Source organism: Rhodococcus sp. WS3, from assembly GCF_003797085.1.
GTDB lineage: Bacteria > Actinomycetota > Actinomycetes > Mycobacteriales > Mycobacteriaceae > Rhodococcus_F > Rhodococcus_F globerula.
In genome coordinates this window covers 314514-333988 of sequence record NZ_RKMA01000002.1, presented here as the reverse complement: position 1 = coordinate 333988, position 19475 = coordinate 314514, and the positions used below count along the sequence as shown (strand labels likewise).

Annotated in this window: 14 protein-coding genes; 1 reads left to right on the top strand and 13 read right to left on the bottom strand. The window is 62.9% G+C overall.

The window, feature by feature from the left end:
• Positions 1-6 precede the first annotated feature (6 nt).
• The gene (meaB, locus tag EEB13_RS15610; protein ID WP_141485743.1) at positions 7-1026 is read left to right on the top strand and encodes a methylmalonyl Co-A mutase-associated GTPase MeaB; all 1020 of its coding nucleotides are present in this window, start codon (positions 7-9) and stop codon (positions 1024-1026) included.
• A 115-nt stretch (positions 1027-1141) separates the two neighbouring features.
• Here meaB and EEB13_RS15605 read toward each other — a convergent pair whose 3' ends face one another.
• The 13 genes from EEB13_RS15605 to EEB13_RS15545 all read right to left on the bottom strand — a co-directional run bounded on the left by EEB13_RS15605 (position 1142) and on the right by EEB13_RS15545 (position 19196).
• Positions 1142-3766: a LuxR C-terminal-related transcriptional regulator gene (locus EEB13_RS15605; RefSeq protein WP_141485742.1), complete on the bottom strand. Its 2625-nt coding sequence runs from the start codon at positions 3764-3766 to the stop codon at positions 1142-1144.
• Positions 3767-3944: 178 nt separating this feature from the next.
• Entirely contained in the window at positions 3945-4895 is a 951-nt protein-coding gene (locus EEB13_RS15600; RefSeq protein WP_033232063.1) for a sulfite exporter TauE/SafE family protein, read from the bottom strand.
• Positions 4896-5126: 231 nt separating this feature from the next.
• The gene (locus tag EEB13_RS15595) at positions 5127-6161 is read right to left on the bottom strand and encodes a nucleoside hydrolase (protein WP_141485741.1); all 1035 of its coding nucleotides are present in this window, start codon (positions 6159-6161) and stop codon (positions 5127-5129) included.
• Positions 6154-6630 (bottom strand): OsmC family protein, encoded by a 477-nt coding sequence (locus EEB13_RS15590; protein WP_033232061.1) that lies wholly within the window; start codon positions 6628-6630, stop codon positions 6154-6156. The genes EEB13_RS15595 and EEB13_RS15590 overlap by 8 nt, the downstream gene beginning before the upstream one ends.
• Before the next feature lie 31 nt (positions 6631-6661).
• A complete protein-coding gene (locus tag EEB13_RS15585) occupies positions 6662-7966 on the bottom strand; it encodes a CoA transferase (protein WP_141485740.1) in 1305 nt (434 codons plus the stop codon).
• 18 nt (positions 7967-7984) lie between these two features.
• Complete coding sequence (locus EEB13_RS15580) at positions 7985-8863, bottom strand: 3-methyladenine DNA glycosylase (RefSeq protein WP_141485739.1); 879 nt, start codon at positions 8861-8863, stop codon at positions 7985-7987.
• Between the two features lie 3 nt (positions 8864-8866).
• Positions 8867-9955, bottom strand: coding sequence for a hemolysin family protein (locus EEB13_RS15575; protein ID WP_033232058.1), 1089 nt, complete (start codon positions 9953-9955; stop codon positions 8867-8869).
• Positions 9948-11330 (bottom strand): hemolysin family protein, encoded by a 1383-nt coding sequence (locus EEB13_RS15570; protein WP_116103255.1) that lies wholly within the window; start codon positions 11328-11330, stop codon positions 9948-9950. Before EEB13_RS15570 ends, EEB13_RS15575 begins: the two co-directional genes overlap by 8 nt.
• 310 nt (positions 11331-11640) lie before the next feature.
• The gene (locus EEB13_RS15565; RefSeq protein WP_033232056.1) at positions 11641-13077 is read right to left on the bottom strand and encodes a GuaB1 family IMP dehydrogenase-related protein; all 1437 of its coding nucleotides are present in this window, start codon (positions 13075-13077) and stop codon (positions 11641-11643) included.
• A gap of 3 nt (positions 13078-13080) precedes the next feature.
• The gene (locus EEB13_RS15560) at positions 13081-13962 is read right to left on the bottom strand and encodes a DMT family transporter (RefSeq protein WP_033232055.1); all 882 of its coding nucleotides are present in this window, start codon (positions 13960-13962) and stop codon (positions 13081-13083) included.
• Positions 13963-13967: 5 nt separating this feature from the next.
• Positions 13968-15476: a DEAD/DEAH box helicase gene (locus EEB13_RS15555; RefSeq protein WP_141485738.1), complete on the bottom strand. Its 1509-nt coding sequence runs from the start codon at positions 15474-15476 to the stop codon at positions 13968-13970.
• 62 nt (positions 15477-15538) lie between these two features.
• Positions 15539-16996: an NADP-dependent phosphogluconate dehydrogenase gene (gene gndA, locus EEB13_RS15550; RefSeq protein WP_033232053.1), complete on the bottom strand. Its 1458-nt coding sequence runs from the start codon at positions 16994-16996 to the stop codon at positions 15539-15541.
• A 217-nt stretch (positions 16997-17213) separates the two neighbouring features.
• On the bottom strand, positions 17214-19196 hold the full coding sequence (locus EEB13_RS15545) for a DEAD/DEAH box helicase (RefSeq protein ID WP_202025593.1): 1983 nt from the start codon (positions 19194-19196) through the stop codon (positions 17214-17216).
• Positions 19197-19475 lie beyond the last annotated feature (279 nt).

Genomic DNA, 19475 nt, shown 5'->3' with positions numbered 1-19475 from the left:
CTGAAGATGGCACAGCCCATCGACACGCCGACGCCGGCTGCTAGGCCATCTGTTGATTCCCTTGCCGAGGCCGTGCGCGCAAATCAGCGCGCCGGCCTCGCCCGGGCGATCACCCTCGTCGAATCCACACGCGACGATCACCGGGCGCTCGCGCAGCAACTACTGCTGAAGTTGCTGCCCGAAGCCGGGGGAGCGCACCGCATCGGCATCACCGGCGTTCCCGGCGTCGGCAAGTCGACGTTCATCGACGCGCTCGGAATGTACTTGCTGGGCAAGGGACATCGGGTTGCGGTGTTGGCGGTCGATCCGTCGTCCACCCGCACCGGCGGCTCGATTCTCGGCGACAAGACGCGCATGGCTCGGCTTACCGTCGAACCGAACGCGTACATCCGGCCATCACCGACGTCCGGCACGCTCGGTGGTGTTGCCAAGGCAACCCGCGAGACCATCGTGCTTCTCGAAGCTGCCGGTTTCGACGTCATCCTGGTGGAGACAGTGGGTGTCGGGCAGTCCGAAGTCACTGTTGCCAACATGGTGGACTGCTTCACGTTCCTGACCCTCGCTCGTACCGGAGATCAGTTGCAGGGCATCAAGAAGGGTGTTCTGGAACTCGCAGATCTGGTCGCGGTCAACAAGGCCGATGGCAAGCATGAGCGCGAGGCGCAGGGCGCTGCCCGCGAACTTGCGGGAGCGCTTCGTCTGATCTACCCGCACGACGCTATCTGGAAGCCGCCCGTCATCACGATGAGCGGTCTCGAAGGTCTTGGCCTGGACGATTTCTGGGGAACTGTCACCAAGCACCGTGAGGTGTTGACCGAGGCGGGTCAGTTCGAGGAGAAGCGTCGGAAGCAACAGGTCGACTGGACCTGGACGATGGTGAACGACCAACTGCTGCGCCGACTTTCGGCCAACGAGCACGTTCGCGCGATTCGTGCCGATGTCGAACGAAGCGTACGCGAAGGATCGTTGACTGCGGCGTTGGCTGCTCAACGGATTCTGGACGCATTCGACGGAAGCGACAAGTAGCACTAGAAGTCAGGCACGGTCGTTGCGACTCCTCATTTTCGAGGAGGTGCAACGACCGTGCTGTTTCTGCAGGTGCGGTGCACAACAGAGTCCGTGAGACGACCGATGTCGAACGTCAGAGGAGCTGTAATGCATGTGCCTTCGCCAGTGCCTCGTCGCGATTGTGTGCGTCCAGTTTCTTGTACAGGGAACGCAATTGCGACTTGATCGTGTTGGCGGAGACATGAAGTTGTCTGGACATCGAAACGGAGGTCATGCCGAGGGCAAGTAGTGCGAGGACCCGTTGTTCTCCACCGGTCAGGATGACAATGTGCACGGACTTCGGAAACGATTCCGGGGTAACGACATTCGTAAATTTCTCGAGTGCCTTCGATCGCGTGGATGCGGCCGCTTCCAGCTTCTCGATATCTTCGGCGGCGATGGTCGAGAAGGGGCGCAACAGTCGGGTCTGGTCTGCGATAGCGCAGGCGTAGGACCACGCCTCGATTGCACGATGATGCTCACCGAGTTCCGAATGTGCAACTGCTTGAACCAGAAGGGATTCCATCTGTGCGCGCGGGCACGGCTCGCCATTCCACTGGTACTGATTGCACAGGATGATCGCCGATTTGTTCTGGCCCATACGCTGTCGGACGCGTGCGACCGACACCAGGGTCCACGGGCTGCTTCCAGGATCGGCGATGCCCTCTGCAAGTGACGCGGCCTGGTTTCCTTCGCCGAGGGCTAGAAGTAGATCGATCTCGGTGGACAGCATCAGTGGCTCGGCAATGGACGTCGGATTGCACTGCGCGGAGTGGGCAGCGACTGTTCTGCGCAGCAACGACAACGCTGAGAACGCGTCACTGTTGCTGAGGGCGAACTGACTGCGGGCGTAGACGGTGAACGCCCAGAATTCGTCCGCATAGAGTGCATCGTTCTCGGTGGGGTGCCCAAGTTCGGTCAGTGCCCGTTCGGCATCTTCGAAATCGAGTGAATCGAGGGACACCAAGGCGCCGGCCGTTAATCCGGCAACCTTGACCTGGGATTGCATCTTTATCTCGACGTTTCGATGTTGGTTTTCGAGATCCAACCATTGCCGTGCGCGGCGTAGTTCACCGACTACCGCCCAGTTCAGTGCCGCTGTGCCGGCGGCGCTTCGCGCGATGTAGTCGATGCGTTGCGATTTCCCGCTCCAGTAGGCCATTCGCGCTAGGCCTGTCGATTCGGCAAGTCGGCCGTTCAGTTGAAAGGTGATTGCCCATTGCGCTCGCATGGTGGAAAGCCGATCGCTGATGTCGTGCCGATCGGTCTCGGTGATGTAGCGGCTCAGTTCGATCAGACGCACGGTGACATCTGCAGCGCGATCGTATTCGCCGACGTGCATGAGCATCAGAGCCTGGATGCAACCGATGGTGAGAGCTGACACGGCATCGGCACTCGCCCCGAGTTCGCGTAACTCATCAGCCGAATCGGGGAGTGAGGTCCCGAAGGTCACCTGCTCGTCGGGATGTTGCAGGTACAGATTGCGTGCGGCCCGGAAGCTCGAGTGCTTGTCGGTGGACTCGGGCGGAATCTGCTGGAAGGCAGAGCGAACCAACTCGAGATTGTCCGCGATCATCGTCGCCCAGTGCTTGTCGAGAATGTCGATTGCCAGCGCCCAGTCCTGTGCCTCGACTGCATAATCGAGCGCAGACGCGTGTTGTCCGGCATCGAGCTGAGCGCGCGATAGGTATGACAGGCGAGCGGCCGGATCACTTCCCCCGGAGGGTTGGGACGTCAGGATGGCTTGTCGGATCGCCGGTGCCAGTCTCCAGGTTTCCACGACCTCCGTGTCGACATACGAGAGAACCCCGGCAGCTTCGAGCGCAATGAGTCGATCCCGAATGCGCTGAGAGGATTCGGAAGATTCGAGCAAGTGCATCACGGTATCAACGGTGAGCTCACGGGCTGCTGCCGTAGCGACGACAAGATCGTAGTGTCCGACCAGGTGCGCCTCGGCCGCGATAGATTCCTGGGTGTAGTGCTGGATTACTCGTCGTAGGTTATTCCGGAGAAGGTGTTCGCGTCCGACCTGAGTTGGAAGGTTTTTGAGTACCGAAATCGAACGGCGTACCAAAACTGGCAACCCGCCGGTCATTGAGTAAATATGTTCGATTTCGCCGGGAACGATATGTGCACCGGAACCTTCGAGAACGCTCGTCGTATCCTCGAGCGTGTAGAGAAGGTCGTGCGCGCTGATCGATTCCTGATCGAGATCGAGCAAATGAGGTTCGGGGAACACGGTGCGCCCCGTCAAGGTCACAACGAGATTGACGCATCGGCAATACTTGACGAGGTCGGCGAGGCTTTCGTCCAACTTGCCATCCACTTTGTCCGGCCTGATCAATACAAGAATGACCGGGCGCGAGTTGTCGCGGAGCATCCGAACTATCGCGGTGAATGGGTCTTGCTCTTGCTCGATCACAGGATTCGGAAAGACAATTCCGGCGCTGACGAACCTTTGCAGCGCGTGTGCCCAGTATTCACGAGCCGTCATGGATGGAGCGGGCTCAGGGATCCAGACGGAAATGCGCTCAGTCGCGCGAATGGTGCGCAACCACGAGGCGACCAGGGTGGATTTCCCGTAACCGATCGGTGCGCGAATAATGGTCAGCGCGGCATATTTATCGAGTTTCGTGAATTGCGGCTGGTGCGAAATCGACTCGGGGTGGGCGCGCCGGTCAGGAATTGACGACCAATTGTGGCGGTCCTTACCGATCACCAGAGCGGACTCCTTATATCGGCAGCTTTCGCGCCATGTGAACGGTTTGTCGTTTACTGCCGTTTGTTCACAAGGATCCTAGCCGGTGTTAATCGGGTGAACGAGGGATATTCCGACTTCGTCGTCTTTCTTCGTTGAATGCCGGTTCGTAGACGGGATCGCTCTTCGGCAGCTGAACTTATCGCTTCTCGGGCGCGACCGTCGGCTCCGTGATTTCTTTCTCGACGGCCAGTTCGATACCGGCGAACTCGCCTTGGGCTTCGGCTGCGGTGAGCTTGGACCGCTGCCACGCGTAGACCAGCAACGCGGCCCAGGCGCCGATGATTGCGACGTATCCGAGCACCGTCACAGCGCCGGTGATGTCGAAGGACTTGAACAGTTTCTGCGTATTGGTCAGCACGATCACACCGCCGACGGCAGTGCCGAGCAAGGTGGCGGGAACTCTACTGACCAGCCAGGCGGCGGCTGGAGCTGCGATGATTCCGCCGAGTGCCAGGCCGGCGACAACCAGGAGATTACCGGCAGATTCGCGGCCAAGCCCGACGAGGAAGCCCAACGACGCTGCTGATGCGACCAGGAACTCCGACGCGCTGACCGAACCGATCACGGTGCGCGGAGCAGTTTTGCCACGCGAGAGCAGGGTGCTGGTGGTGATAGGGCCCCAACCGCCGCCGCCGGAGGCGTCGATGAATCCTCCGAACAGACCGAGCGGGGATAGGAACCGAGCAGTGTGCGGTGTACTGCGAGCATGGGCGGTCGCGGGTGGGCGGACCGAGAAACGCAGCGCGACATAGACACCGATCGCGAGGAGGATTGTCGCCGTAATGGGGACCGCTGCTTCGGTAGACAGGCCGGACAAAACCGTCGCACCGGCAAATGCGCCTATTGCACCCGGAACACCGAGCTTGGCGACCAACTTCCAGTCGATGTTCTGGAACTTCCAGTGCGACAGACCCGAAGCCAAGGTAGTTCCGACCTCGGCAAGGTGCACAGCGGCACTGGCCTGGGCAGGCCCGAGCCCGCCGATCATCAGCAGAGTGGTTGCGGTGACACCGAACGCCATTCCGAGTGCGCCGTCGACAAGTTGAGCGCCGGCACCGACAAGTGTGAACAACAGCAGGTTGAACATGAGAAGACAGACTCCGAGCGAAGAAGCGACAAAGTCAGGGGTGCAGGCAGCGAGAAATCGCCGCTCAGCAACACGCCTGATCGAAGCATGCGCTACGACGAGTGGGCCAGAACGCCATCAATCCGAGCGCGAATGCCGGCGAGGCATCGGAGCTGGATATCTGCACGGTGGGGTCCTTTTATCTCGTTTGTGGGTTCTGTTCCTAGCGAGCATAACCGTTGACAGCGAATTTCAACCCACGGCGCGAGCGAACCGTCCCACCCGTTGGACAAGTTCATCGAAGAACTTCACCGGATCAGTGCTGATGGCGATGTCCGCATTGGGGTCACGTTTCCAGTGTCCGACCCAGTCGGCGACGGTGGTTCCGATCAGAAGTGGGCTCTCGGTTTCGACATCCACGGTTGCCGGCCTCAGTGTGGCCATCGTCGGGTCCAAGGCAATCGCAGCGGCAAACGGGTCGTGCATGTGCGCGAGGAATCCCTGGTCGTACTCCCGATGAAACTCCATGTAGAACCGGATGGCGTCGGACAGGTGCCGGATGACGCTGTTGGACGCGGCGCTGCGGACGTCCGGTCCGTCGTCCGGGGAAATGATCTCGGCCGGGGTGCTCCCAGCCGCTTCGGCAAGCCGACGGACGTGTTCCGGGAACATCTCGATCGACTCGGTGACATTGAGTCCACAAATGATCGGACGCCGGTGCGCCGGGACACCGGAAAACGCGTCGAACACTTCCTTGGCTGCGTGTGGGTCGACGGAGACGTTCCATTCGGCGGTAGGCGTGGTGTTTCCCGGGTAGTTGAACGATCCGCCCATCACGACCAATCGATTCAGCAGACGTGGGAGGTCGGGCTCGATCCGGATCGCGAGGGCAAGGTTCGTCAGGGGACCGGTCACCAGACCTGTGATCTGACCGGGATATTCACGAACCAGGTCCACCCACAATTCGGTGGCGGTACGTACCGACAACTCTCGCCCGGAATCGGGGAGTACCGCATGACCGATACCTTGCGGTCCGTGGGTTTCCTCGGTGGTCCGTAGCGGGATCACCAGGGGCACGGTGGCGCCCAGGGCAACCTCGATGTCGGGGGCTCCGCACAGCTCGAGCCAGTTGAGATTGTTTGCCGCGACCTGTTCCACGGGGACGTTTCCGGCGGTGCTCGCGATCCCGAGAATCTCGGCTTCGGGGCTGGCCAGCAGATACAGCAGGGCCAGCGAGTCGTCGATGCCCGTGTCGACGTCGACAATCAGCTTGTGACGGCTATTCATCAGTAGCCGCCACAGTGGTAGGCGCGTTCAGGACAGGGAAGTTCACGGACCGCGCGATGAAGCATTTCGCGTGAGCGGGGCCGTGTAGAGCCTCAGCTTTGTCGACCATCGATGCGTCGGACACCAAAACCGTTGGATGCAAGGTTACTTCGATGAACTGGCCGTCGCCGTCCGCCTCCTCGATCATCGTGCCGACCGGCTGATCTGTGTAGTCGAGCACAACGACTCCGGCAGCGGCCGCCAGTCCGAGATACCAGAGCATGTGGCACTGAGCGAGCGATGCGACCAGCAGTTCTTCGGGGTTCCACCGCTCCGGGTCGCCACGAAAAGCGGGATCGGAACTGCCGAGGAGTTCGGGTTTGCCCGCAGCTGATACGGAATGGTCCCGCGAATAGGCTTGTGAACTGGATGTTCCGGTTCCCAGATCGCCTGTCCATTGCAGATCCAGGGTGTACGTATGCGACTTCACATGTCCATCTTGCCCTGTATGCGTCACTATCTCAGCGCGCCCACGCGGCAACGTCGTTGCCCCACTTCTGTGCTGGTCGCGGATAGTCGTCGAACTCGGCCAGCGCCGGCCGCGCGGTGGTGACTTCACCATGTGTGACAACAACATCTGGCCCTGGCGCTTCGGCCGGCCCAGGTTGCAGGGTTCGGCCCGGAGCATCGAGCAGTCGGACCCCGGTCCGAGCTAGTGCCACGTCGACATCGCGACCGAGCCCGTCCTGTTTCCGCAAGGTCAGCGCGTCCACGACGGCGGCCGCGAGGAAGTACCCGGTTGCGTGGTCGAGCGCTTGGGCCGGGAGCGCACCAGGCTTGTCACCACCTTCGAGGAACGAGATACCCGACGCGGCTTGCACGATGGAGTCGAATCCGCGTCGATCTGCCCACGGTCCGTCCCATCCCCACGCACTGACCCGTCCGTGAATCAAGTGCGCGGGGAGTTCGTGCCCGATGAGTGCCTCGAGGGCGCCTGGCCGGTACCCGGTCACCAGCACGTCGGCGGCGTCGAGAAGTCCGCGGAAACGTGCGGAGCCTTCTTCGCTCTTCAGGTCGAGAAGTGCCGAACGCTTTCCGTGCCCCGTATCCAGGTGCTGCCATTCGATCTCCGGCATGCCTGGGGGATCCAGGCGCAGGACGTCGGCGCCGAGTAGAGCCAGCGCGCGTGTTGCGACAGGTCCGGCAATGACGCGGGTGAGGTCCAGAACACGCAATCGGGGCGAATGCGTGGGTGATCCTTCGGTGTCCCGGACTCGGATGGATACGAGCGGCGCCGACCGCGCTGTGGCGTACTGCTCGCTCAGACGCCATTCGTTCTCGGTACGGACACGGACAGCGATAGCCCCGGCGTCTGCGGCGCGCTGTTCGATCTCGATGGCGTCGATCGCGGATATCCGTTGCACTACATCGTCTTTGGTTGCGCTGGAACCCAGTTCGAGGATGGACAGTAGTCGGTCGCGGTGGTGCGGGTAGTTGCCGTGGGTGCGCACCCAGCCGTCGCGGGCGGCAAAGAAGCCCGAGTACGCCGAGAACGCGTCGACGGGTTGTCCGCCTATCCGCAGGAGTCGGTCACTGGAGAAGGACGCGGCGATGCGTTCGGGATCGAGTGTCCATGGCGTGCGATCAACCAGTGGCGAGCGGTCTATCGCCGACGCAAAAGCGGCCACTGATCCGGCGGCGAGGTCGAACACCGGTAGGTGCGCCGAGAGGTAACCCCCGGACTCGGGACAGGTGATCGAGGAGTGGACGTGCGCTCCGACATCGCGCTGGTATTCGTCCAGATAGAACCCGTAACCGTGCTCCATTCGATGCCTTTCGGGAGGTCAGCGACCGAGCAGGTCCCGGCACCGTTCGGCCAGCGTAGCGCGCAGCGGGGCGGCCCTCTCCGCCAACTGCTGTTGCTGCCGCACGTATTCGGCACGGCCAGCCGGTGTTTCGATGGCGATGGGGGAGTATCCGTAGTCGCGCAGATCGTATGGACTGGCGCGCATGTCGAGTTCACGCGCCAGGAGTGCGTGCTCGAAGCAGGCCATCACCAGATCGGAATCGACGAGCGGCAGAAGTTTGAAGCTCCATTTGTAGAGATCCATCCCGGCGTGCAGGCATCCGGGCTGCTCGTAGTCGATCTGCGTTTCGCGAATCAGGTTGAGCGCATTCTTCGGAGCCGCGTCCGGAGTGAAGAAGCGGAACGCGTCGTAGTGAGTGCATTTGAGGGGCAAGGATTCCACTACGGCGTCGGTACCCGCGAATCCCAGTCGCAGGGGAACAGACTGATGGCGGATCGCTTCCTCGCCGCCCCGGTACACCATTGCCCACTCGTGCAAACCGAAGCAACCGAGCACAGCGGGGCGCGAAGAGGTCTGGTTCAACAGATTCCAGACGAATTCGACCGTGGGCAGTCGACGCTCGAGCACGGATCGATCGACGCTCGCGCAACCGGATTCGTCGACGCGATACCCCGAGAACTCTGCGTACTCGGATCCGGCCTCCAGGGCTACGCCGTATCCGGGGTGCCAGCGTCGAAGCTGCGCGGGCTTGAAGTTGTAGTACGTGAACAGGAAATCATGCACCGGGTGAGAAATACCGGCACTGCGACGCGCCCGGTGTGGCCCGACAAGCTGCTCCACTTTTTCGAAGTGCAGAGCTTGCCGAGCCGTCCACTCGCTATGTGCGAGCGCGAGTGTTTCCACCGAACGTGTCATGGATCAGTTGTTCCGTTGTCCCGGAACAGCATCGGTTCCGCGGTGAGTGCCGTCGCGGACGGTGCCGACGTACTCCTCGAGGAGGTCTTCCAATGCCACGATGCCGATGACAATGCCGTCGGCATCGGTGACAGCACCGAGGTGTGAGCTGGCGCGGCGCAGGCCTGCCAACGCTTCGGCGAGCGGCGTGCTGAGCGGAACGACGGGCAACGGACGGATATCCGACGTGGGTACGACGGTATCCGGCCCGGCAGCTTCGTCGAGAACCTCGTCGAGCACGTCCTTGAGGTGCACGTATCCGGCCAGAGTGCCGTCGGCAGCTCGGACGGGGTACCGCGAGTAGCCCGTTTCGATGACGGCCCGCTCGATGTCGCCCAGCGTGGTGCCGGTCGGGGTGAGCGGGATGGTCCGCACCTTGTCGAGAGTGATCAGAACTTCCGACACCGTGCGATCGGTCGATTCGAGGGCCTGCTTCAACCGGCGGTGTTCTTCGGCGTCGATAAGCCCTTCGGATCGGGATTCACCGATCATCGCGGACAACTCCACCGCCGAGACGGTGACATCGAGTTCGTCCTTCGGTTCGACTCGCAACAGACGCAGAATCCCGTTTGCGCAGATGTTGTAGAACGCGATGATCGGGCGCGCGATCTTGATGAACGCCAGGTGGATCGGCACGAGAAGCATCGCGGTCTTCTCCGGCCCTGCCAGCGCGATGTTCTTGGGCACCATCTCACCGAGCAGGATGTGCAGCACAACCACCAACGACAGTGCGATCGCAAACGAAATCGGATGCAGCAATCCGTCAGGCAGACCGGCCGCTTCCATCGGCACCTCGAGGAGATGCGCGATGGCGGGTTCGGCGACCTTACCGAGAAGGATCGAACAGATCGTGATGCCGAGCTGCGCCGCGGCGAGCATGAGCGACAGATTCTCGCCGGCCTTGATGACGGTGAGTGCCCGCTTCTTGCCCTGGGCGACCAACGCTTCGAGTCGGTCGCGGCGAGCAGAAATCAGCGCGAATTCCGCGCCGACGAAAAACGCGTTGCCTGCCAGCAGTACAACGGTGAGGAGAACGCCGAGAAGGTTATTCATCGTCGGACTCCTTTGTGCGCTCTGCTGCTGATTCGGGTTCGACATCACCGGGGACCGGAGTGATGGTCACGCGGTCGATTCGACGGCCGTCCATCGAGGTGACTCGCGCAATCCATTTGCCGCGGTGATCGCCGGACGCGTCGACGTCTGGCAATGCCACTTCGTCGCCCTCGTCGGGGATGCGTCCCAATTCGGTGAGCACCAAGCCGCCGAGGGTGTCGTAATCGCCTTCGGGTGCGGTGTACCCGGTAGCTGAGGTGACTTCGTCGATGCGCAGGAGCCCGGAGCAGGACCATCCGTCGCCGACGCGCTGGACGTCGAGTTCAGGTTCGTCGTGCTCGTCGCGCACGTCGCCCACGATTTCCTCGATGAGGTCTTCCATGGTGACGATGCCGGCGGTTCCGCCGTATTCGTCGACCACGAGTGCGACCTGCATTCCGTCCGAGCGGATGCGTTCCATGACGGCGTCACCGTCGAGGCTCGACGGGACAACCGGCACGCGCTGCGCAAGGCTGTCGACTCGTGTCGTGCGTCGTCGCTCGGCGGGAACCGTGAACGCGTGTTTGATGTGGACAACTCCGACGGTGTCGTCGAGGTCGCCGCGAACAACGGGGAACCGCGAGTAGCCGGTACGGGACGCCGTCACGATGAGATCGGCGACTGTATCCGACAACTCGAGTGATTCGATCTTCACACGCGGTGTCATGAGTTCTTCCGCTGTGCGGTCACCGAACTGCAACGACCGGTTGACCAGAAGTGCAGTGCCCGCGTCGATGGAACCACGCTGCGCCGACGTGCGCACCAGCGAGCCGAGCTCCTGCGGGGAACGTGCCGAGCGCAGTTCCTCGGCAGGCTCTATGCCCAGGCGCCTGACGATCCAGTTGGCGGTTCCGTTGAGACCGTTGATCGCCCACTTGAAGACCAGCGAGAAACCGGCTTGCAAACCAGCTGTGGCGCGGGCCGTCGGCATCGGCTTGGAAATCGCCAGGTTCTTGGGGACAAGCTCACCGAAAATCATCGAGAACGAGGTCGCGATAACCAGGGCGAGGATCAATGACGTTGTGGACGCTGCTGATTCGCTCAGCCCGACGGCCTTCGTGACCGGGGTGATGAACCGGGCGAGAACAGGCTCGGCCAGGTAACCGGTGATGAGTGTGGTGATCGTGATGCCGAGCTGCGCGCCGGACAACTGAAACGAGAGCGTCTTGTGTGCGTGCTGGACCTGACGCGAACGGAGGTCGCCGTCACGAGCAGCTTCGTCGACGGTGCTGCGCTCGAGCGCGGTAAGTGAGAATTCTGCCGCCACGAAGAGGGCGGTGCCTGCGGTCAGTGCGATGAAGCCGAGCAGGCTGAGAATGGTGAATGCGATGTCCATCGATCATCGCCACCCAAGTGGAGAGCGAAGTGCGCCGGGTTTGTCTCCCGGCTCGCTAGAGGAGCCCTCCGAACCAGCGGAATCAGATGATTCCTCGGATATGACGACGGGTGTTGCGCCGGGTAAGTGTGTGGGTGCCTCGGGCACCGGGTTCCTCTCGTCGGGCCGATGACTTCTCGGCTTTAGCGGGCTCGGTCGGGTTGCCGATTGGCACCCGACCGAGTTTCATTTGTTGTTTCCACGTTCGATGATACCGGCGAGTGCCCGGGCTTTGGGAGCCGAGCACCCGCCGTTCGTCACAATTACCGATTCACCAGCCGGCGGGAAGTGGCCGTCCCTCGGCAAATCCGGCTGCAGACTGCACGCCGAGGACTGCCTTGTCGTGCAGTTCCTCGAGTGAACGCGCCCCGGCATACGTGCAGGTACTGCGGACACCGGAACAGATCTGGTCGATCAGATCCTCGACGCCGGGACGCTCGGGATCAAGTCGCATGCGTGAACTCGAGATGCCTTCCTCGAACAAACCCTTGCGGGCGCGATCAAAAGCCGTCTCGGTGGCGGTGCGCGCAGCAACGGCGCGCTTGGACGCCATACCGAAGCTCTCCTTGTACGCGTTGCCGGCCTGATCGACCTTGAGATCGCCCGGCGACTCGTACGTGCCGGCGAACCACGAGCCGATCATGACGTTCGACGCTCCCGCGGCCAGAGCCAGCGCTACATCGCGCGGATGGCGCACTCCACCGTCAGCCCACACGTGTTTGCCCAATTCGCGTGCTGCCGCGGCGCATTCGGCAACAGCCGAGAACTGCGGTCGTCCGACGCCGGTCATCATGCGTGTTGTGCACATCGCGCCTGGTCCGACACCGACCTTGACGATGTCGGCGCCCGCGGCGATGAGATCACGGGTGCCCTGCGCGGAGACCACGTTTCCGGCCACCAGAGGCACACCGAGATCCAGAGCTTTGAGCGTGGTCAGTGCGTCGATCATGCGCTGCTGATGCCCGTGGGCGGTATCGACGACGATGACGTCGGCGCCGGCGTCGACCAGCGCTTTGGCCTTGGCACCCACATCGCCGTTGACCCCGACCGCCGCGGCAACGCGCAGCGCGCCGTTGGCATCCACGGCGGGGTCGTAGATCCCGGCACGAATTGCACCGGTACGAGTCAGGACTCCGGCGAGTGTGCCGTCGTCGTTGACGATGACGGCAAGCGGATCGTGCTTGGTTTCGAGTAGTTCGAACACCTCACGCGTTGTTGCGGTGACCGGTGCTGTGACGAAGTCGGTGATCGCGACGGTACGAAGGCGAGTGAATCTGTCGACGTCCGCGCAGGCAGCCTCGGTGACCACGCCGAGCGGCTTGCCGTCCTCGACGACGACAACCGCGCCGTGCGCCCGTTTGGGCAGCAAGGCCAACGCGTCGGAGACAGCGTCCTCGGGGCTCAGGGTCACCGGAGTGTCGGCGACGAGATGACGGCTCTTCACGAACGCCACCGTTTCGGCGACCGCTTCGGTGGGGATGTCCTGCGGGATGATGACCAACCCGCCGCGCCTGGCGACAGTTTCGGCCATTCGGCGACCGGCGACTGCGGTCATGTTGGCGACGACAACCGGAATGGTGGTTCCCGAGCCGTCGGCCGACGCAAGATCGACGTCGAACCGGGACGTCACGTCAGTCCGGTTGGGGACGAGGAAGACATCGTCGTAGGTCAGGTCGTATGGGGGGCGTTGCCCTTCGAGGAACTGCACGTTTCACGAGCTTACCGGCGACGGCGCAGTTACGCCGATTGTTTCGCGTCCTTGCGACCGCGAGAGCGCGATGGTGGTGACGATCATGACGGCCACCGCGCAACCGATGACGAGAATCCCGAGGCCCTCGACTCGTAGTCGCTCGTCGAGAACCGTCATACCGAGGAACACTGCCGCGATCGGTTCGCCGATGGTCAAGGCCGGCAACGACGCAGACAACGGACCCACCTGGAACGCTCGTTGCTGCACATACACGCCGATAGCACCCGACGCGATGAGAGCCCAGGTCTGCCACGCGCTCACTACGCCGACAAAACCGTGCTCCAGAAGCTCGGTCACGTATTTCGTGAATGCGACGGCTATACCGAAGTAGATGCCCGCTGCGGCTCCGAGAAGCAGCGCGCGCCATCCGGCATCGAGTTTGGACAAGCCGCCGATGGTGGCAACGACGGCCACTCCGACCGTGATCGCCAGCGGCACCGCCCAGTCCGACCACGGAGCATTACTGTCGCCTTCGGTGGGATCACCGACTACCAGGAAGACGGCCAGGGCAATGGCAAGCATGACCGCAAACGTCCAAGCCGTTCGAGTGATCCGGATCCCCGAGAACTTTGCCGAAAGCGGCAGCGCGAACAACAAGGACGACACGATCAACGGCTGCACCACCAACACCGAACCGAGTGCCAGCGCGAGGGCCTGCATGACGTAACCGCCGCCGTCGCCGATCAGGCCGGCCCACCACCGGGGACTTCGGATCAACGACGCCACCAGCGCGCCGCCCTCAGGCACCGACGACGCGGCCCGCTGTTGAGCTACCGACGCGCACGCGAAGAGCAGTGCGGCAGCGAGTGCGCAGATGATCGAGATCAGTGGAAGATCGCCCATAGATCTCAGTGTGCGCGTTTGCCTCCGGCTTTTCCGGCAGACTGGCGACCCGAATTCGGTGTACCTGTTCCGCGGCGCGGCGTGAGCCCCTTGGACGCGAGGCGCTCCGAACGTGTGGGGACGGGAGTGCCGTCGGCGCGAATCTTCTTCACCGTCTTGGGATCGGTGACCCGGCGCGACGCAACAGCGCGCTTGTCACCGTCCTTCTTCATCCGGCCGCCGGCAGCTGTGCGGCCAGCAGTGTCGTGTTCCTGACGTCCACGCTTGGCCGTGTGTGTGACCTCGACGGTCGTATCGGGCGCTGCGACGGGGATTCCCGTCGGTTCCATGGCGCCGGTGATGCGGGTGAGTTCCAGATCGTCTGGACGGACCCGAACGCTGTGAACCTTCACGCCGGCCGCCTTGGTCAGCTTCTCGACCCCCGCGCGTTCCTCGTCGGTCACGATCGTCACGACAACACCCGATTCACCTGCGCGGGCCGTACGACCGGCGCGGTGCAGGTAATCCTTGGCCTCGGCGGGCGGATCGACATGGACAACCAGCGTCACGTCGTCGACATGGATGCCGCGGGCGGCGACGTCGGTAGCCACCAGGACCGGCGTCGTGCCGTCGGAGAACGACGCGAGGGTCTTGGTCCGGTTGTTCTGCGTCTTTCCGCCGTGCAGGGCTCCGGCGGACACGCCGATCAAATGCAGTTGCTGCGCAAGACGATCCACGCCGTGCTTCGTCTTGACGAACATGATGGTTCGTCCCGCACGCGAAGCGATATGTGCGACAACGGATCTCTTGTCCACCTGGTCCACGAACAGCAGGTGATGTTCCATGGTGGAGACCGTCGCAACCGGGGGAGCGGTGGCGTGCGATGCCGGGTTGCGCAGGTAGCCTGCGACCAAATCGTCGACCTTGCCGTCCAACGTTGCCGAAAAGAGAAGGCGTTGACCATCTTTCGGAGTCGTGTCGAGAATCTTGGCAACCTCGTCGATGAAGCCCATGTCTGCCATGTGGTCCGCTTCGTCGATCGTGGTGATCACAACGTCGTCGAGGATCACCGACTCCTGCTCGAGTAGATCGAGCAACCGGCCAGGCGTGGCGATCAGCAGATCGACCCCGCGAGCCAGAATGTCGGCCTGACGCTTGATCGGGACGCCGCCCACCGCGCTCGCTACTCGCAAACCGACCTCGGTGGCCGCGTCGTCGAGCGCTTTGTGAATCTGAATTGCCAGTTCGCGGGTGGGAGCGAGCACCAATCCGCGGGGGCGATTCCGTTTACTTGCGCCGCCCTTGAGGCGCACCAGCATCGGAAGCCCGAAAGCCAAAGTCTTGCCGGAACCTGTCGCGCCACGCCCCAGAACGTCGCGGCCTGCCAGCACATCGGGAATCGTGGCAGCCTGGATGGGGAACGGAGCATCAATCCCGTGTCGGCGCAGTGCGTGCACCATCACAGCGGGGATTCCGAGGTCGATGAACGAGCGCCCTTCGGTTGATGTGGGCGAGTCGATCGTCGATTTCGGCATTTGTCCAGGCTACCGGGTATCGGTAGACGCAGGTGACCGCGTCTACCGATACCGGGTGTGAATCAGGCCTCGATTTCGCTGCGGTCGCCGCTCCACAACGTGTGGAACTTGCCGGGCTTGTCGATGCGCTCGTAGGTGTGAGCTCCGAAGAAGTCACGCTGACCCTGAGTCAACGCAGCCGGGAGACGCTCCGCGCGCAGTCCGTCGTAGTACGACAGCGATGACGCGAACGCCGGCACCGGGATGCCGAGCATCGTCGCGGTGGCGACAACACGACGCCAGCTGTCGATTCCTGCTTCGATGGCTTCACGGAAGTACGGAGCGAGAATCAAGCTCGGCAGCGACGGATCAGCGTCGAACGCGTCCTTGATGCGGTTGAGGAATTGCGCGCGGATGATGCAACCACCGCGCCAGATCGTTGCCAGATCCGCAGGCTTGACGTCCCAGTTGTACTCGGCGCTACCGGCCGCGATCTGGTCGAAGCCCTGCGCATATGCCACGATCTTCGAGGCGTACAGCGCTGCCTGGATGTCCGCGGCGAACTGCTCGGCATCGGCAGGCTTGTCACCGAGCGAACCCGAAGCCAAGCCCTGAGCCTGAGCTGCGGCGCGCTGCGTGCGGCTACCGGAGAGCGCGCGAGCGAACACGGCCTCGGCGATACCGGTAACCGGTACACCGAGATCCAGAGCGGACTTGACCGTCCAGCGGCCCGTGCCCTTCTGCTCGGCAGCGTCGACGATGACGTCGACCAGCGGCTTACCCGTCTCGGCGTCGACCTGACGCAGAACCTCGGCTGTGATCTCGATCAGGTACGACTCGAGCGTGCCCTTGTTCCACTCGGTGAAGACGTCGGCGACCTGGCCGGCGTCGTAACCCAGAGCGTCACGGAAGAGGTTGTACGCCTCGCCGATGAGCTGCATGTCGGCGTACTCGATGCCGTTGTGCACCATCTTGACGAAGTGGCCGCTGCCGTCCGGACCGATGTGTGTGCAGCACGGGGTGCCGTCGACGTGAGCGGAGATCGACTCGAGAAGCGGGCCGAGAGCCTCGTAGGACTCCTTCGGGCCGCCGGGCATGATCGACGGACCGTTGAGTGCGCCTTCTTCGCCACCGGAGATACCAGCGCCGACGAAGTGCAGACCGCGGGCGCGGATCGCTGCTTCACGACGGATTGTGTCCGTGTACAGCGAGTTGCCGCCGTCGATGATGATGTCGCCCGGCTCCATCGCATTGGCGAGCTCTTCGATCACAGCGTCGGTCGGCGCGCCGGCCTTGACCATGATCAGCACGCGACGCGGCTTCTGCAGCGCGGCAACAAATTCCTCGACAGTCTCGGTGCGCACGAAGTCGCCCTCGGAACCATGGTCGGCGATCAACGCATCGGTCTTCGCGATGCTGCGGTTGTGCAAGGCAACGGTGTGACCGTGGCGGGCGAAATTGCGGGCAATATTCGAACCCATGACGGCCAGTCCGGTGACGCCGATCTGTGCCCGGGGTGATTCGGTGCTAGTGGTTGACATGCTTACAGCTTTCCCTCTCGGTCCGCGGCTGTGAAATCCTGCGCCTGGCGCAGCCGAAAAACTGTGCGGCCGCGACGCGCGTGAACATCAGACCGTGCATACAAAACACGGATGCAGATCACTTTATTGCAGTGACCTGCATCCGTCTCGATACAGCTTCCGGCGTGGCCGGAGTGTGATCAATATTCAGTTGGTGAGCCGCAGCTCAGCGAGCGTATTACCGCTGATCGCGCTTCGGTCCGTCGAAGCCGTCGTAGCTACGACGGTCGGTGCGGCTGCGGAATCCGCCGCCACTGGTCGAGCTTGCGCGGTCGCTGCTGTCGCGGTTGCCCTGGTATCCACCCGTCGAGCGGTTGCCCTGGTAGCCGGTGGAGGGGCGGCTGTCGCGGTCTCCGTAGGACGGGCGGCTGTCGCGGTTGCCCTGGTACCCGCCGCGGCTTTCGCCGTCACGGTTGCCCTGGTATCCACCCGACGAGCGATTTCCCTGGTAGCCGGTGGAGGGGCGGCTGTCGCGGTCTCCGTAGGACGGGCGGCTGTCGCGGTTGCCCTGGTAGCCGCCGGAGGAGCGGTTGCCCTGGTATCCGCCGCGGTCGCTGCTGTCGCGGTTGCCCTGGTATCCACCGGAAGAACGATCACCCTGGTAGCCGCCCGAGGAGCGGTTGCCCTGGTACCCGCCACGGCTTTCGCCGTCACGGTTGCCCTGGTATCCACCCGAGGAACGATCACCCTGGTAGCCGCCCGAGGAGCGGTTGCCCTGGTACCCGCCACGGCTTTCGCCGTCACGGTTGCCCTGGTATCCACCCGACGAGCGATTTCCCTGGTAACCACCGGAAGAGCGGTTGCCCTGGTAGCCACCACCTTCACGGTTGCCCTGGTAACCGCGTGAACCACCACGGTCGCCGAAGGAGCGCTCGCCACGAGAAGAGCTCTCGCGCAACGGTTCTCCGGTGGGCTTCTTGGCTCCGGTGATGCGAGCGAGCTCGGCGGAACCCGGGGTGACGGGAACAGCTGCGGCGTTGACGCCCGCCATTCCGGTCAGGCGCTTGAACTGACGCTTCTGGTTCGGCAGAACGATCGCAACGACAGTTCCCTTCTCACCGGCGCGAGCCGTACGGCCTGCGCGGTGAAGGTAATCCTTGTGATCGGCCGGGGGGTCGACATGAACGACGAGGTCGATGCCGTCGACGTGGATGCCGCGCGCTGCGACGTCAGTGGCAACAAGGACGGGAGTGCGGCCGTTCTTGAAACGCTCGAGGACGCGGGTGCGCTGGTTCTGTGCTTTGCCGCCGTGCAGTGACTCCGCGGCGATTCCGACTGCGCGGAGGCGATCGGTGATGCCTTCGCAACCGAGCTTGGTGCGGGCGAACATGATGGTGCGTCCGTCACGGGCGCCGATCTCAGCGAGAACAGCGTCCTTCTGTCCACGATCGACGAGGAGTACGTAGTGCTCCATCGTGTCGACGCTCGCGCGGCCGTCTTCGGTGGAGTGGGTGACGTGGTTGGCCAGGAACTGACGAACCAGCGACTGGACCTCACGGTCGAGGGTTGCGGAGAACAGCAGACGCTGTCCGTCGGCAGGGGTCTCACCGAGGATCGAGCGAACCTCGGGCAGGAAGCCCATGTCCGCCATCTGATCGGCTTCGTCGAGTGCGGTGATTTCCACCGAGTCGAGGATGCAGGTGCCCTGGCGCAGGTGATCGCCCAGACGACCCGGCGTAGCCACGAGGACGTCGACGCCGCGGCGGAGCTGATCGACCTGCTTGGCGAACGGAGTACCACCGACGGCGGGACGGACCGTGAGTCCGAGAGCACCGGCGTAGGAGTTCAGGGAGTCGACCACCTGGAATGCAAGTTCACGGGTCGGGACCAGCACGAGTGCGCGAGGACGCTTCGCGGCCGGACGATCTTCGTGGCGTGACAGGCGGGTCAGCATCGGCAGACCGAAGGCCAGGGTCTTGCCCGATCCGGTCTGTGCGCGGCCCAGAACGTTGGTGCCGGCAAGCGCGTCCGGGATGGACTGAGCCTGGATGGGCGACGGGCTGGTGATGGAGTTGCGGGCCAGGGCGGCAACAAGCTGCTCGGGCAGGCCGATTTCGGCAAAAGTGATGGTGGGCTCAGCTGAGACGGCCTCGGTGGCGGCTTTGTCTTCAGCGGCGGGTGTTACTACGACATCTTCTGCGATGTTCTCAGAAGACGACATTTGGACAGCGTTGGTCACGCGGAAACCTCTCCGGACTACGGGCACGTCGCGGAGCGGAAGAAGTCATGCTTGAACACACGACACAGTTCGCAAAGGGACGAGCCAGGGCACATGTCACCTGGCAATCCGAACGCATACTGCGGGGAATTGGGCTGTGTGCCGTTAAATGTTGATGAACCACGATGGTGGCCGGGCTCTACTGTACGCCACTCGCTGCCGGGAAGTCAGGTAACCCCGCGTGTGACCTGTACTACTACAGCGCGTTCTGCTGGTCAAGAC

Bases quoted from the DNA above. Each gene is read 5' to 3' on its own strand.
- meaB (WP_141485743.1), top strand. From the start codon at position 7: ATGGCACAGCCCATCGACACGCCGACGCCGGCTGCTAGGCCATCTGTT.
- EEB13_RS15600 (WP_033232063.1), bottom strand. From the start codon at position 4,895: ATGTTCAACCTGCTGTTGTTCACACTTGTCGGTGCCGGCGCTCAACTT.
- EEB13_RS15595 (WP_141485741.1), bottom strand. From the start codon at position 6,161: ATGAATAGCCGTCACAAGCTGATTGTCGACGTCGACACGGGCATCGAC.
- EEB13_RS15585 (WP_141485740.1), bottom strand. From the start codon at position 7,966: ATGGAGCACGGTTACGGGTTCTATCTGGACGAATACCAGCGCGATGTC.
- EEB13_RS15580 (WP_141485739.1), bottom strand. From the start codon at position 8,863: ATGACACGTTCGGTGGAAACACTCGCGCTCGCACATAGCGAGTGGACG.
- EEB13_RS15575 (WP_033232058.1), bottom strand. From the start codon at position 9,955: ATGAATAACCTTCTCGGCGTTCTCCTCACCGTTGTACTGCTGGCAGGC.
- EEB13_RS15570 (WP_116103255.1), bottom strand. From the start codon at position 11,330: ATGGACATCGCATTCACCATTCTCAGCCTGCTCGGCTTCATCGCACTG.
- EEB13_RS15560 (WP_033232055.1), bottom strand. From the start codon at position 13,962: ATGGGCGATCTTCCACTGATCTCGATCATCTGCGCACTCGCTGCCGCA.
- EEB13_RS15555 (WP_141485738.1), bottom strand. From the start codon at position 15,476: ATGCCGAAATCGACGATCGACTCGCCCACATCAACCGAAGGGCGCTCG.
- gndA (WP_033232053.1), bottom strand. From the start codon at position 16,996: ATGTCAACCACTAGCACCGAATCACCCCGGGCACAGATCGGCGTCACC.
- EEB13_RS15545 (WP_202025593.1), bottom strand. From the start codon at position 19,196: ATGTCGTCTTCTGAGAACATCGCAGAAGATGTCGTAGTAACACCCGCC.